Raw genomic sequence first — 13,599 nt, 5'->3', positions numbered from 1 at the left:
TGGGCGAATTGTAGTTTTTGAGTTGTCGTTTGGGAAGACAACAACTCTACTACAGAGCGCCCTCTCTCTTCATACTCTTGTTTTGGCGAAGGTATTGACGAACACGTCCGCATTTCAGCAGATCCTCAGCAACACATTGAGTGGTTGCTGAAAGATATGGAATTGGGGTTTGACGAACTCATTCTGCACAATGTTAATCGGCAACAGCAGCAGTTTATTGAAGTATTTGGTGAAAAGGTGCTGCCAGCGCTGACACAAACCAGAGCAATGGAAGCAACTCTACCAACAAAGTGAGCGACAATTAGTTAAGAATTATGAGAGCTCGTCCCAGCAACATCGTCATTAAGATTTTCATGATAATTGTTGTGCTATTCGCCTGTTATATCTTAGGTGGATTCATCTTAAAAGCATTTAAAGCAACTAGACAAAACTCTGAAGAATCTAGCAATGTTAACTTAGATTGCAGAAGTTTAGATAACAGTTTGATATGTGTTTTCAACTCAAACGAGTTGAAATAGAGTCTGCAAACAACTGACTCACCTTTATCAATCAGACCAAATAGGCAATTGATTAACTTTCTGTAGCGTTAACTGAACGTAGGTAGTTTTGCTCGTTCCTACAAATGCTTGACCAAAATAGCCTTCTGCTCCATCGTGAGTGTGGTCACCGCTAACTTGAACAGTGTAACGCCCTTGACGACGAGCTTGATTAAAGGGAGAGCCAACCGTCAAAGACCAGCGTGAGGCAAACAAGAAGCGGCTAATGTCCTCAACCCAATCTCGACGGCCTTGGAGATGGTACATCTGGTCAACTGCCTCAAAGCCGGTGTTGCCATCGAAGCTACCCCCAACAGAAACTACCACAAGTTGGGCGTTTAGCCATTTATCCAAGTAGGAAGCAGCACCAAGGGCAACCTGTACTCCGCCACTAGTGCCAATAAGAATTAACTTGAGGGGTTGCTTGTGGGATTGTGGGATGGAGTGTGCAGCATTCATGCGATCAACGCTCGCATCAGCAATACCCTGATTATAAATAGAACCATAGCGCTCATCCGCAGAAATAGCAAACCGCCAAAGATTACGAATTTTAATCAAGATGTCTGCATGGGAAAGCCAACCGTCTGCATTCTTGGCAGCACGCCACAGAGGAGCCAACAACCCTTGCCCTGCCAAACTTTTGCTCTGCACAGAATAGGGGAAGACATCGTCAACTACTACACAGTTGGGATGAAGTTCTACTAAGCGTTGGAGAAAAAATTCCTCGCCGGAAGTCAGCTGGTTGGCAGAAAAATCTCCCACTCCTAGTAGGTAAATAATGTAGCAGTAAATTTTTGTAGATTTGACAACCCCAGTAGAGCGATGTCCTACACTGTAGGGTTTGGAGTTTGCCACAGATAGTAACTTTCGGTTTTGGTTCTTACTCAATCCTAAAGTTTCGGCGCTTTGACTTAGCCACCACACTAATGTTCCTACGGGTGACAACGTTCCCCAAACAAGAAGTAATACTCCTGCCAATAATACCAGCTTTAAGGTTTCACCTCGCAGCCATACTAATATCCGCTCAACGAATTTAAGCATTGCAGCCTGTTAAGTGTATTTTCAATTACCAAACTATTCTTAAAGAAGGATTAAAAAGTCAACTGTAGTGTGTTTCATATAACTAAATTCTTGCTCTTATTTTCATCCATCGTGAGCGATAAGCAAATTCGCACTAATAACAACAAATTAAAACAGGGAGTCTGGATAACACTTAAGAACGCCCTGACGCTTAATGCCAGCCTCTACAAAAATACTCATAACACACTAAAAACTCGTCGATTAGCCCTAGCTATTGTAATTTTGGCAGCCTTTTCTCACGCTTTGGGAAGTGTTGTTATTTTGTTAATTAATCGTGCTACACCTCCTGTACTGCTAGTAGCGCTTTTGATTGATGCGCTCAGTGTCGTGGCAGGTTATTATTTGTGGACGTTCTCGATTTGGAAAATCGGACAGTGGTTAAAGCCAATAGACCCTAATTACAGAGATTTGCTCAGTCCCATTGGTTTTGCTTATGCGCCGCAAGTACTCAACTTTTTAACTCTAATTCCTTTACTCGGACGACCCATAGAATTGATCTTGGCGGTATGGAGTTTGCTGGCGGTAATTGTAGCAGCCCGTCAAGGATTAGATATTAGCACTCGTCAAGCCGCGTTTACTTGTTTAATAGGTTGGCCCTTGGTTCAGATTGTGATTGGTTTTGTCCAAGTTTTGGAGCAAGAATTAGTGAAATTGGCAAATTTAAAAATAGCAGAGCAACCAGTACCTAACCCTAATATTTTTCTATTTTCTGAGTTTTTGCGATTGCTTTAATCATTATACATCATATTCTCACTCTTAATTTTTTGATTGTTATATCTATTGATAGTGAAAAGCTGTATTTAAGTATCTGTAATTCACGCAAAATATATTTTGAATATCACAACTTAAAACTTACTGATAATTCCTCCACGATTTTTCCACTTTTTAGTTTTAACTTAGAAGTAAAACGATTCATATGACTCTAGGACATTAGAGATTCGCAGGTAAACAATTTTACATGATTGCTTGTGAGTTTAATAACTTAGATCGTCAGAAGTTGTCACTCTTACAAACAGTAATGTTTGTGCTTTTGAAATCAGGAATCATGAAACGACTTTTTAAGCAACCTGTCCTTTATCTGACTCTATTAGTAATTGGTAGCAGTGCTGGATGCAGCAGCAGCCTTGGAGAGCGTAGTAATGCCCAAGAGCGATCTATTCCTCTTGAGAACAACTCTACATCTCCACTACCTGCAACTGCTAACCCCAACTATGTGGCAAAAGTTGTCCAACAAGTAGGGCCAGCAGTTGTGCGGATTGACTCGACTCGGACTGTAGAGATATCCCCTTTTCAAGATCCTTTTTTTCAACGTTTTTTCGGCGACCAGTTGCCTACTAGAGAACGGGTGCAACGCGGTACAGGTTCGGGGTTTATTATCAGTGCGGATGGACAAATATTAACTAATGCCCACGTAGTCGAGGATGCAGATAATGTTTCGGTTGTTTTAAAGGATGGTCGCCGTTTTCAAGGTAAGGTGATCGGAACTGACCCTGTAACTGATGTAGCAGTTGTGAAAATTAATGCCACTGGACTACCAACGGTGAAGTTAGGCAATTCAGATAATTTACAACCGGGACAAGCAGCGATCGCGATCGGCAACCCGTTAGGACTTAATTACACTGTTGCTCAGGGTATTATTAGTGCTACTGGGCGTGATAGTGCAGATATTGGCGTTCCGGCAGAGCGAGTTGATTTCATCCAAACCGATACAGCAATCAATCCCGGCAACTCTGGCGGCCCTTTGCTTAATGCCCAAGGAGAAGTTATTGGCATCAACACCGCTATTATTCAGGGGGCAGAAGGGATAGGCTTTGCCATTCCTATTAATACAGCGCAGCGCATTGCAAGCGAATTGATAGCGACAGGACGAGTGGAGCATCTTTACATCGGCATTTACATGGCAGATTTGAGTCCCCAGTTGCGACAGAAAATAAATCAAAGTAACCTGAATATTTAGGTGAACCGGGATACTGGTGTTGTTGTTCTCAGAGTCGCGCCCAACTCTCCCGCTACTCGTGCTGGTTTGCGTCCGGGTGACATTATTGCAAGTGTTAATGGCATTGCTATTCAAGACAGCAAGCAAGTACAACAGCAAGTGGAAGCCACTGATCTCGGCAGTAACTTACAAATCACTGTTATTAGGAATGGACGCACACAAACACTTGCTGTTGTGCCGAAACAGTTACCCGTAAAAGAAGCTACTTAATTGCTGCACTCAATATGGGGCACCATTCTGCCATGTGTTGGAGCTACTAATCAAGAATTGAGGGCTTATTATATCAACTTCGGATAATCTTTTATATTACCACTGCAAGCGATTAGAGCTATTAGGTAATATTCCAATTACCAGGAGGCAGGAGACAGGATGGAAAAGGGTTTGAGTTTATTTAATTTTCATTTTATCCTGGTTCATTCTTTTCTTCTTAATCTTGTGGACTTTTATCAGCAGAGTGTTTCCAGGCAACTATCCAGGACTCTCCCAAGCTACGTATATCATTATGGGAGCGATCGCAACGCTACTGTTTTTTGCTTCGCTATTGGCGCACGAGCTTTCCCACTCTTTCGTAGCAAGAGCCAAAGGCATCCCAGTAGAGGGGATTACACTATTTGCGTTTGGTGGGGTATCTCGTATCTGCATGGATGCTGAGAATCCGGGTGATGAGTTTCAAATTGCTGGTGTAGGGCCGTTGACTAGTGTAGTACTTGCCGCATTATTTGGTTTACTTTACTGGATAGGCAGCAGTGCGGGTTGGAGTGTTGCTATTAATGGCGTGAGTGGATATCTCGCTTTGATTAATTTAATCCTCGCGATCTTCAATTTGCTACCTGGCTTTCCCTTGGATGGCGGTCGCTTATTCCGTGCCATTGTTTGGAAGATTACGGGTAACTTGAAAAAAGCTACGCGCATTGCTTCATGGGGTGGAAAATTCCTTAGCTACCTGATTATTACTCTAGGAGTCGTGCAACTGTTTGGCGGTCTGATTCTCAACGGTTTATGGTTAATCTTAATTGGCTGGTTTTTAAACAATGCCGCAGATAACAGCTACCAACAGTTAGTACTGCGGACTAGTTTACAGGGAGTGCGAGTAGGCGAATTAATGACGCGATCGCCCGAAACTGTGATACCCAATATAACTCTACGGGAATTAGTCGATGAATACTTTCTCCAGCAACGTTACCAGGCTTACCCAGTCACCCACAATGGGCAGCCTTTAGGAATCATCACTCTCAATCGCGTCAAAGAAATTCCGCGTGAGGAATGGGAGCGTCGCACCGTTGGGGACACCATGATCCCAGTAGAGCAAGGTGTCCTCGTCCGCCCAGAAGAGAATATGACTCAGGTGTTGCAAAAAATGGCAGAATCAGGAGCGCGACGAGTGCTAGTAGCTCGCAACGGCAAGTTAGAAGGTATTGCTACTGCTAACGACGTAGCTAATTGGTTGCGGCGCAGGCGAGACTTGGGAGAGCAGATGGGGTGAGTGTCTCGGTCAGAGGATGTCATAGTAACCATACTTTTATTCAGGGAGAAATGACCATGTTTTTGAGAACTTGGCGCTTCATGACGATTATCCTTGCAGCACTCAGTACGGGGATGTCGTTCTGCCACACATTGGAGTTGCCAGCTAAGATGAGTTACGATGGGGCGCTCTGGACAACAATCAATCAAAGCTTGTATCAGTCTTTCGGAACAGTTGGTGGAATCCTTGAACTCGGCTCAATCTTTGCAGCAGTCGTGCTGGCGTTCCTTGTTCGTCAGCGCCATCTAACCTTGCAATGGACACTGACTGGAACGGTTTTTCTAGCGTTAGCGCTCGTGGTTTGGTTGGTGTTTGTCGCACCCATGAATGCCGAGTTCAGCCAGTGGACAGTGGGGTTGCTGCCAGAGAATTGGACGCGGGTGCGTAATCAGTGGGAGTACGCGCACGCGACACGTTTCGTCCTTCATTTCATAGGGTTGAGTGCGCTTGTGATTTCTGTACTTAGGGAAACTCCGACAGCACGTTCCCGCGATCGCGTTGAGCAACCTTATGCAATTCTTGAAGGTCGAACCAGGCGGTAAGTGATGACAAGTATTAAATCAAACTCGAAAACCTGGTTAAGTCTGAGTGCGGCAACATTTTTCATCAGGATCTTATATGAAATCAATAGAACAGAGAGTTAGCGAACTTGTAAAGCGTACTCAACGCCGCAATATGCGGGAGACGGTGATTGCCTGCGCTCTGATTGTTATTTTTGCTTTTGATATTGCTTACGGGATTTCTCAGCACAGAGAAGACAATCTCTCAATCATTGGTAGCACAGTAGTGATCTTCGCGCTGTTGCTGAACATTACCATCATCTGGTGGAAGCTGCGTATCCCAAAATCGGAGCTTTCTGCATTCCCCCCAACTCAGTTTCCAAGCAAGTGGAAGCATCATCTGACCAATCAGGCTCGTATGCTCAGACTCGCTTGGCTATGGTATCTTTTGCCTTTATTCTTGGGAATTTTTTTCTTTTTTCTGAGCATTTACGACACATCTCCTATTAGTATCATCATGCTGTTATTCATGCAGATAGTTCTCTTCATCGGAATATGGCAGTTGAACCTGCAAGCAGCCAAGCAGATCGAAAGGGATCGCGATGCTTTGTTTAGCAATTCGCATACTGTCTAACACGAGCCGCAAGCCTATTTGCAAACCCATTGCCTCGTAACATCCTTTTGAGAATCCCCTAGATTTCAATCAGGGGAGTAAGTCAAGTTCAAACAGCGGATCGCAGACAAACCTGTGGCAATCTGCTGCCATGTCAAGCCAGCATCGTTTGAGAGGAAAATTTGACCATCACTAGTCCCAAACGCAGCGAGATTTCCTAAAGTGTCAAGGGTTCCTGTGTTGATATTGTCTCTGAACCACTCTGGCAGCCCTCGATCGCATTTCTCAAACGTCCCCGGCTGGTTGAGTAGACGGCAGTAGATTGCTGCTTTGTTTGTATGGGGGCCTGTAGAAGCGGTCATTAAGATTGTCTCTTTACACACTGCCACTGCTCGTGAGTAGTCAGCGTGTAAGTTCACACGATCAAAGCTCCAAGAATTCCCTTTATCTCTACTGATCGCCAACCCTTGAGCTGTAGCTGCCAGTACGAGATCCCGATGCTCGGCAACAGTCCGTACCTCATGGACATCTGCATGAAAGTCAATGGTAGGTTGCCAGGACTGTCCTTGGTCTAGCGAGCGCAAAATGCCGCCGACATGCACATTTACGTAAAGTTCCCCCGATTGACCTACTGCCATTGATCGCACATCGGGCGGGTCACCCCACGGGGTATACCACTGGGAGCGTCCTTCAACTGACTCAAAACAATTGATGCGATGCGTGCTGCTGTCGGTAATGCGGATGAGACAGGCTCCAGACGTTCCCACCAAAACCGTACTCTTGATCGGCAAGATACAGTTGAGTTGCAAATCATTTACCTCAGCGACTTGATGCCATTCGCCGTTAGGGTGACGATGCCATACTGAGTTGCGATCGGCGATCGCCCACAGTCCATCAGAACTTGAGGCAAGAGCTGTGATGGAATAACCTTCTAGTTCAATGCGCTGCTCGGAATCGAGAAACAGCAAACCCTCAGATGTTCCGGCGATCGCCAAGGGTTTATGCATTGCCTGCTGAATATTGGCATCTGTATCTGTTTGCTGATGCGCGATCGGTTCCCCGATTTGCTGTGCAATATTATTCATGACTTGACCTCCTTATTCACTGCTGCTACCGTGGATTATCCTGACAAACGTAGATCGGTTCCGCAGCACTGGCTCTAGATCTAGCGTACTGAACTCGTTCAATTGAGAACTCAGTCATAAGCATGAGGATAAGCTGCCTTAGCTCATTAATACGGAATGAATTTCTCTAGATCACTCCAAATCCTGACAACATCTACTTCCAATGGTAGTGGAGAAATACCAGCCTAATTGCTGACATCAAATTCTGGAGCGATGTAATCAACTTTGAAGGTTAATATCCTAAAGCGCACAAGAAGCCAACGAGTGTTAGTGTTGTACTTGCCATCGCAAATCAAGGAGTTGACGAGATGCTCAACAGTTTCAGCACTAAGCTAGATTGTTAGATCGATCAATTGAGTAGCCATAACTGAAAATATTGATTTCTCATCAGCAAGAAAGATAAGACAAGATTAAGACAGTGAGCTCCAAGGCTGTTTCTATGAGTCACGACTCTATCGAGCTATATCAGCCAATTAACTCTCTTAAACCCGTTGATGAAAATGTTTGGATTGTTGATGGATCAGTTGTGCGAATGGCAATGTATGGAACGGCTATTCCTTTCTCGACTCGTATGACGATTGTGCGATTGCACAACGGTGAATTATGGTGTCATTCACCAATCGAACTGACCCAAGCACTGAAAACAGAGATTGATACCCTCGGCTCAGTCCGCCATCTCATCTCACCAAATAAGATTCATTATGCTCACATTAGCACTTGGGCGAAAGCGTATCCAGAAGCGATCGCCTGGGCATCACCAGGAGTACGAGAACGGGCTGCCCAACAGAAGATTCAAGTCAATTTCAACGCCAATCTTGCAGATGCACCACCCTCACAGTGGGCAAATGAAATTGACCAGTTAATTTTTCGCGGTAGTCGATTCATGGATGAAGTGGTCTTTTTTCACCGTAAAAGTGCGACCCTGATTCTGGCTGACCTGATCGAGAACTTTGAGTTGAACAAAGTCAGTAAGAACTTTCGGTGGTTAATAAAGCTGGCTGGCAGTGCCGATCCAGATGGTAAAGCTCCGCTTGACTTGCGATTAACATTCTGGGGACACAAGGATCGAGCGCGTCAATATGTTGACAGATGCTGCAATGGGAACCTAAAAGAATTATTCTGTCACATGGTCGCTGGTATGCGTCTAACGATGCTGCTGAGTTGCGTCGTGCTTTTCGTTGGCTTGGAGAGTTTGGATGAAATTGCTCATTTGATTTTTGGCAGCAAAATACCTATTTCTCCTCGACTTTTCCACTTTTATGTATCAACCTAAATATTTGATAGGTATCTATTTTCCAATAATTCGGTAATTAAATAATTAAATCGGCGAAAAGATGACAAACACTAATAAATTGTTAAGTTGACTTGCAAGATATGGATTTTCTAAAAGTTATAGAGCTAATAGTAGTTATTTTCCTTGCAACCTGCTTATTCTGCTGGTTATTTACCTCTTACTGGTTCTTTGGCCCGATTATGACTGTAGTTTATTTTCTGGGCGGACTTCTGCTGATTAGTGTTATTGGAGTGCTAATTATTCATGAAGAATAGGCAATGAAACGAAACCCCTTCACCCTTTCGCGTTGGGTGCTGCTATGGGCAGCACTTGGAATTGTTTGCGGTCTGTTTGCTTCAGTTTACTGGATAGTACTAGTGTGGATGACTCAAAGCTTCGAGAGGTTTAGTGGACTCTCCCTGCTGTTAGTGATGCCTTTTGCAGGTTTCTTGGTTGGTTTAGTCATTCATCTGCTAGGAAACCCAGGAGAAATTGGTCTAATTATTGATAATATCCATCTGCGAGGGGGGCGGTTGGCGATGCGTGAGAACCCCTCGATGATCCTTGCTTCCCTGTTGAGCATCTCTAGTGGAGGGAGCGCAGGACCAGAAGCTCCGATGGTTCAGGTCACAGGGTCAATTGGTACGTGGCTAGCCGATCGCTTGCGCTTGCAGGGAGAGGCTTTGAGAAGCTTCAGCATTGCAGGGATGGCATCAGGTTTCACAGTCCTTTTTGGTGCGCCACTAGGAGGGGCAATGTTTGCCCTAGAAATTTTGCATCATCAGCATATTGTGCAATATTATGAAGCTCTCTTGCCCGCAATAGTATCTAGCTGTGCGGGCTACACTATCTTTGTGGCTATCACCCGTTTGGGAATTGGTCCTGTTTGGCACTTCCCACACTACCAAGCAGAAGATATCAGTGATTTTGCAATGGCGATCGCGTATGGAGTGGTGGGAGCAGCCATTGGTTGGCTATTTATTCTGATTTTTCGGGCTTTGGAGCGCACTCTTGAATCTCTAAGGTTTCCTATCTACTTGCAGACAACTCTAGCAGGATTAGGGCTTGGTATCTTGGCGGTTTTGTTTCCTCTTAGCCGCTACTTTGGTGAACATCAAATTGATGTAGTCATTCAGGGAAGTTTTAGCACGCCAATGCTTCTAGGATTGGCAGTAGCTAAGATGCTCGCTATTAGTATTACAGTGACAGGAGGTTGGCGGGGTGGAATTATCATTCCTTTATTTTTCACTGGAGCCTGTGTGGGTAAAGCCCTTACCGCTGTTGCTCCAGCACTAGATTCTGTTCTGGCGATGATTTGCATTATGGCTGCTCTCAATGCGGCTGTGACGCGAACTCCCATTAGCACTGCCATCCTACTAGCAAAGCTAACTGGTTTTAGCCCCTTAACACCACTTTTATTTGCAAGCTTGGTGGGCTTTTTTTTAGCACCTCGCCTTCCCTTCATTGCCTCACAACTCAAGCTTGAGAAAACTCAGCAGTCTGAAATAGAAATTTAAAATTAATGAATACAACAACTAAATACTTTGGTTTTACTCCTTCTCTACTACTTTATGTGTATAAATTTTCTGCTCAACGTATAACCCTACTAACCATACCTTATTTACTGATAGAATTGCGCCAAACGGACAATACTGTTAGAACAGGAGTGTAACCAACTGTAAATCCTGTACAGAGCGGGTTGCAGATGTTGTCTAGTCCCGTTTACCTCAAGTTCTAATGCAGTATCCTCGGTAAGAAAATACCCGGAGTATAGTGTCGGTAAACTCTTATCTTGCTCTTCCCTTGTTAAAGGATATTTCAATTAAGAGACTGAATTAAAATATAAATTTAATTTTAATTGTCTGATTTTTAGAGAGTGGAGTAATAACTGAGTAGAAGTTGGATAGGGATAGAGTATGGCATAACTCCAACCAGTAAGCTATGGTAATACAAAAAATTACACTTGTATTACTGAAAATACCTCGTTTTCTATCAAGATTTATGCCAAGAAAGAAAGATTTAGCTGAATCGGTGATGCTCACGGTGATTAGAAAAAAGTCATCACTTGAGGGGAAGGTGCTGGAGTATATCAAAGAGACTGAACAGGGAGGGAGTGACTTGGCACTCTTAGCTATTATGCCGCGATATAAACCGTATTACTTACGTAAAATTGGTGTGAGGGGGGAGGAACTTCGTCAGTCCGTATTGGATGCGATCGCGGATATGGAAGCTGAAATAGTTAAGCTAAAATGGTCATTTGGAATGGAGGGACTTGCTCAGGTAGTACTTGTACAACCGACGATTGCGAGTAATGGAATGGGAGTAAGCCCTATTGCTATTAATTTAGTTCCTCCTAATGTTTCTTTTTTTAGTTCTAATGAGGCGAGTATTGAATCAAGTCAAGTTGAATCAACTGTCTTGAATAAACCACCGATAATGGTTGTCCCGGAGGAAGCGAAGAATTTGGATGATGATAGTTGGTTAGATGATGAGGAGGATGTGATCCCAGCAGACGCAATAGAAGGAGATGCGGGATTTCAGCTAAGGTAATATTTCTGCGGAGTCGCTGCCTGATGTCTCTTCATGATCTGTCAAGGGCGTTGGCGTAGCCATCGCCTTCTGTGAACGCACTCGAAAAAGAATAAAACTCACTTTCAAGTAGGGTTTGTTCTGTATCCGAGTTTCTTAGTGAGGTTACTTCAACAATGCAGAATATGATTTCTTCTTTTTCGGCTTACCAACTGATAGTAGTTATTTACGAGCCAAAGATAGAGCTAGACTTGGTAATCTTTGTAAACGTTTTTATAAAATAGCGTAATGATGCTGTAAATAAAGTCTTTTACTATACCGAGTTAATACTTGCAAAGGTTAAATTGGAAATAATAGTAAAAGTTAATAAAAAATAAAGATATGCCTAAAACTAAGGAGAAAGCAGACGAAAAAAAGATAGTAATGACGATTGATATGGGTGTAAGTAAAACTAAGGTTATTGCCCAAGAGTATCCACAAGGAAAGCCTGTAGTATTGCTTTTAGACTCAGAAGTGGCTGATATTGCTAAGGCTTCGGTTGAGAGTGTTCAAGAAGAAGGACTACTTTCTTCTCGTGCTTGGGTAGGAATAGGTGATGAGTATTGCACTTTGGGAGAGAGAACTTGCCCGTCGTCGCTTCGGGGGTATATCACAACTAAGAGAACTTAAATAAATACGAACTAGCAATTCCCAAGGTATGCGGTGCAATCTGGCTTGCCAAGGAGAAGCTGAATTTGGGTAACGATGTTGCTGCTTACTTGAGTATCTTGCTACCACCAGGAGAAGTACAAGACAAGGAACAGCTACAACTTCGCTTGAAAGATACGTTTCGGGGGTTTGATACACCAGCAGGTAAAATGCGGGTGAAAATGCTTCATTGTAATATTTCTTCTGAAGGGAGCGGGGTATTTTTCCACCGTAGGCGGACGCTTGGTGAGAATATGCCTGCTTCCATGTACGTAATGCTTGGTTATCGTAACGCAAGTGTTTTTACAGTTCGGAGTGGTTCAAGCGGTGCGGGAATAACCAGCAATTTTGGTATGTCTTGGCTAGTGAATAATTTCACTTCCAAAACATCAGGATTAAGCCCTGATAATCCCAACATTATCGAAGTACTAATAGAAGCTGGAGTTATTTGTAACCCTCAAGTGATACAGAAACTCTCGCGCAAGCGCAAACACAATGAAATTCAACTTGATGGTGAGTTAATGTCTAAGGCTTTATTGCTTGCCAGAGATGAATATTGGCGCACGATCATTAGGTGGTTGCGCTCGAAGATAGATGAGGATATTGAAGAACTAGTGTTTTTTGGAGGGACTGCGGATTATATTCGCCCAGAAATAGACGCTTATTTCCAGAAAGAAGGGATGAAGGTATGCTGGCATGGTGATATTTTTATACCTGATGAGATATCTTCTGGTATTGGCAATCGAATGGCCCATGTCTGGGCGCTCCACCAGCATATGATTATTCAGTTTGATAAATTGACTGGTAATACCCGTTCTGAGGTTGTACCGCTAACTAAATCTGTTGAAGATAGTACAAATAATGCATGTGAAGAAGTTAAACGTAAATATAACTTTACGCTTTGTGAACGACCTACTACTTTTATTGCTGTGAACGAGAATGTTTGATTGATTCAGGGAAAAATTAGTGTAGTAAAAAAGAATCAGTTAGAACGAGGTACTGCATAAAACATTACTTTCTAACTGAATCTTTTAGATTTTAGAATGGCTGTTGGTCTAGCACTTGGGAGTAATCTACAGAAAAATTGGCGATTTATGGAGAGTCTTTAACCACAGGATTAATTTGCTCCATTTATGCATATTGTTGTTCTCGTTTCTTGCGAAGTTCCCATGATTTACGGTTATAAGCCAACAAGTCTTCTAAACTCATGTGAATTTGTTTTGTGCGAAATTCAGCAATTGTTCTGTAGTGTAATGACAATCTTCAGGACGACCAAAACAGATTTCAAACTGAGTCTTAAAAGCCTTCCAATCGAAACTGTCAGATCCTAGCCGTTGTGATTCGCGTCCGTAAAGGTCACGAATTGAATAGAAAATTATGTTGTATTTACGCACATCGAATGACTCAACTCTGAATTGTTCCATTGTCAAATCATCGATTGTAATAACTTGAGCTTTAGTGGATTTATTAGCAGCCATAGTTGTCTCCTAGATGAGTTTTTCACTCTTAGCTGCGTTAGTATTAGTAAAAAAATAAATCCCACTCTAACGAGCGAGATTTCCTGTAGAATTAGATGACTTCTAATTGTTTTGCTAATAGACGTTCGCGTTGTAGCCAAGTACGTTTGTTGACTTCGAGTAGTGAGAGCGAAAAATTTTGGGGTAGATGAGCATTAATCATCCCAAAGACCCTGAAATTTAGTAGATGCAAGTTCGGTGTAACGAACTGTGTGCTGAATA

The 13,599-nt window shown here is 43.2% G+C and carries 13 protein-coding genes and 2 pseudogenes; 12 read left to right on the top strand and 3 right to left on the bottom strand.

Annotation, left to right across the window (positions count from 1 at the left end):
- Positions 1-87: 87 nt before the first annotated feature.
- Positions 88-294: pseudogene (locus tag HCR01_RS35195) on the top strand (hypothetical protein); the annotation flags it as partial.
- 251 nt (positions 295-545) lie between these two features.
- Here HCR01_RS35195 and HCR01_RS35190 read toward each other — a convergent pair.
- Positions 546-1,577 (bottom strand): hypothetical protein, encoded by a 1,032-nt coding sequence (locus tag HCR01_RS35190; protein ID WP_193200549.1) that lies wholly within the window; start codon positions 1,575-1,577, stop codon positions 546-548.
- Positions 1,578-1,688: 111 nt separating this feature from the next.
- Here HCR01_RS35190 and HCR01_RS35185 point away from each other — a divergent pair, with 111 nt between their 5' ends.
- From HCR01_RS35185 to HCR01_RS35165, 5 genes and pseudogenes are all read left to right on the top strand, one after another.
- The gene (locus HCR01_RS35185; RefSeq protein WP_320073252.1) at positions 1,689-2,348 is read left to right on the top strand and encodes a YIP1 family protein; all 660 of its coding nucleotides are present in this window, start codon (positions 1,689-1,691) and stop codon (positions 2,346-2,348) included.
- 313 nt (positions 2,349-2,661) lie between these two features.
- Positions 2,662-3,822, top strand: a pseudogene (locus HCR01_RS35180) (HhoA/HhoB/HtrA family serine endopeptidase).
- A gap of 244 nt (positions 3,823-4,066) precedes the next feature.
- The gene (locus HCR01_RS35175) at positions 4,067-5,095 is read left to right on the top strand and encodes a site-2 protease family protein (protein WP_320073251.1); all 1,029 of its coding nucleotides are present in this window, start codon (positions 4,067-4,069) and stop codon (positions 5,093-5,095) included.
- Complete coding sequence (locus HCR01_RS35170; protein WP_320073250.1) at positions 5,092-5,676, top strand: DUF1772 domain-containing protein; 585 nt, start codon at positions 5,092-5,094, stop codon at positions 5,674-5,676. The genes HCR01_RS35175 and HCR01_RS35170 overlap by 4 nt, the downstream gene beginning before the upstream one ends.
- 76 nt (positions 5,677-5,752) lie before the next feature.
- On the top strand, positions 5,753-6,268 hold the full coding sequence (locus HCR01_RS35165) for a hypothetical protein (protein WP_193200548.1): 516 nt from the start codon (positions 5,753-5,755) through the stop codon (positions 6,266-6,268).
- A 65-nt stretch (positions 6,269-6,333) separates the two neighbouring features.
- On the opposite strand, the gene HCR01_RS35160 is transcribed toward HCR01_RS35165, so the two are convergent.
- Positions 6,334-7,332: a WD40/YVTN/BNR-like repeat-containing protein gene (locus HCR01_RS35160; RefSeq protein WP_193200547.1), complete on the bottom strand. Its 999-nt coding sequence runs from the start codon at positions 7,330-7,332 to the stop codon at positions 6,334-6,336.
- A gap of 478 nt (positions 7,333-7,810) precedes the next feature.
- On the opposite strand from HCR01_RS35160, the gene HCR01_RS35155 reads away from it, so the two are divergent.
- The 6 genes from HCR01_RS35155 to HCR01_RS35135 all read left to right on the top strand — a co-directional run bounded on the left by HCR01_RS35155 (position 7,811) and on the right by HCR01_RS35135 (position 12,807).
- Positions 7,811-8,644, top strand: a complete 834-nt coding sequence (locus tag HCR01_RS35155) for a DUF4336 domain-containing protein (RefSeq protein ID WP_226889994.1) — start codon at positions 7,811-7,813, stop codon at positions 8,642-8,644.
- Between the two features lie 101 nt (positions 8,645-8,745).
- Positions 8,746-8,919 carry a hypothetical protein gene (locus tag HCR01_RS35150; protein WP_193200546.1) on the top strand — a complete coding sequence of 58 codons (174 nt, stop codon included), beginning with the start codon at positions 8,746-8,748 and terminating at the stop codon, positions 8,917-8,919.
- Between the two features lie 3 nt (positions 8,920-8,922).
- Positions 8,923-10,161, top strand: a complete 1,239-nt coding sequence (locus HCR01_RS35145) for a chloride channel protein (protein ID WP_193200545.1) — start codon at positions 8,923-8,925, stop codon at positions 10,159-10,161.
- Between the two features lie 484 nt (positions 10,162-10,645).
- Positions 10,646-11,194 carry a hypothetical protein gene (locus tag HCR01_RS35140; RefSeq protein WP_193200544.1) on the top strand — a complete coding sequence of 183 codons (549 nt, stop codon included), beginning with the start codon at positions 10,646-10,648 and terminating at the stop codon, positions 11,192-11,194.
- A 360-nt stretch (positions 11,195-11,554) separates the two neighbouring features.
- Positions 11,555-11,842: a hypothetical protein gene (locus tag HCR01_RS39550; protein ID WP_226889993.1), complete on the top strand. Its 288-nt coding sequence runs from the start codon at positions 11,555-11,557 to the stop codon at positions 11,840-11,842.
- Positions 11,843-11,907: 65 nt separating this feature from the next.
- Complete coding sequence (locus tag HCR01_RS35135; RefSeq protein WP_226889992.1) at positions 11,908-12,807, top strand: hypothetical protein; 900 nt, start codon at positions 11,908-11,910, stop codon at positions 12,805-12,807.
- A gap of 258 nt (positions 12,808-13,065) precedes the next feature.
- Here HCR01_RS35135 and HCR01_RS35130 read toward each other — a convergent pair whose 3' ends face one another.
- Positions 13,066-13,338 (bottom strand): hypothetical protein, encoded by a 273-nt coding sequence (locus HCR01_RS35130; RefSeq protein ID WP_226889991.1) that lies wholly within the window; start codon positions 13,336-13,338, stop codon positions 13,066-13,068.
- Positions 13,339-13,599 lie beyond the last annotated feature (261 nt).

This window comes from Nostoc sp. MG11 (genome assembly GCF_014904695.1).
In the GTDB taxonomy this organism is placed as follows: Bacteria; Cyanobacteriota; Cyanobacteriia; order Cyanobacteriales; family Nostocaceae; genus Komarekiella.
The sequence above is the reverse complement of the archived record's forward strand: the minus strand, read 5'-3'. Positions and strand labels throughout refer to the sequence as shown.

Excerpts from the sequence above, each read along its gene's own strand:
- HCR01_RS35160 (WP_193200547.1), bottom strand. The coding sequence starts at position 7,332 with ATGAATAATATTGCACAGCAAATCGGGGAACCGATCGCGCATCAGCAA.
- HCR01_RS39550 (WP_226889993.1), top strand. The coding sequence starts at position 11,555 with ATGCCTAAAACTAAGGAGAAAGCAGACGAAAAAAAGATAGTAATGACG.
- HCR01_RS35140 (WP_193200544.1), top strand. The coding sequence starts at position 10,646 with ATGCCAAGAAAGAAAGATTTAGCTGAATCGGTGATGCTCACGGTGATT.
- HCR01_RS35155 (WP_226889994.1), top strand. The coding sequence starts at position 7,811 with ATGAGTCACGACTCTATCGAGCTATATCAGCCAATTAACTCTCTTAAA.
- HCR01_RS35150 (WP_193200546.1), top strand. The coding sequence starts at position 8,746 with ATGGATTTTCTAAAAGTTATAGAGCTAATAGTAGTTATTTTCCTTGCA.
- HCR01_RS35165 (WP_193200548.1), top strand. The coding sequence starts at position 5,753 with ATGAAATCAATAGAACAGAGAGTTAGCGAACTTGTAAAGCGTACTCAA.
- HCR01_RS35145 (WP_193200545.1), top strand. The coding sequence starts at position 8,923 with ATGAAACGAAACCCCTTCACCCTTTCGCGTTGGGTGCTGCTATGGGCA.
- HCR01_RS35190 (WP_193200549.1), bottom strand. The coding sequence starts at position 1,577 with ATGCTTAAATTCGTTGAGCGGATATTAGTATGGCTGCGAGGTGAAACC.
- HCR01_RS35130 (WP_226889991.1), bottom strand. The coding sequence starts at position 13,338 with ATGGCTGCTAATAAATCCACTAAAGCTCAAGTTATTACAATCGATGAT.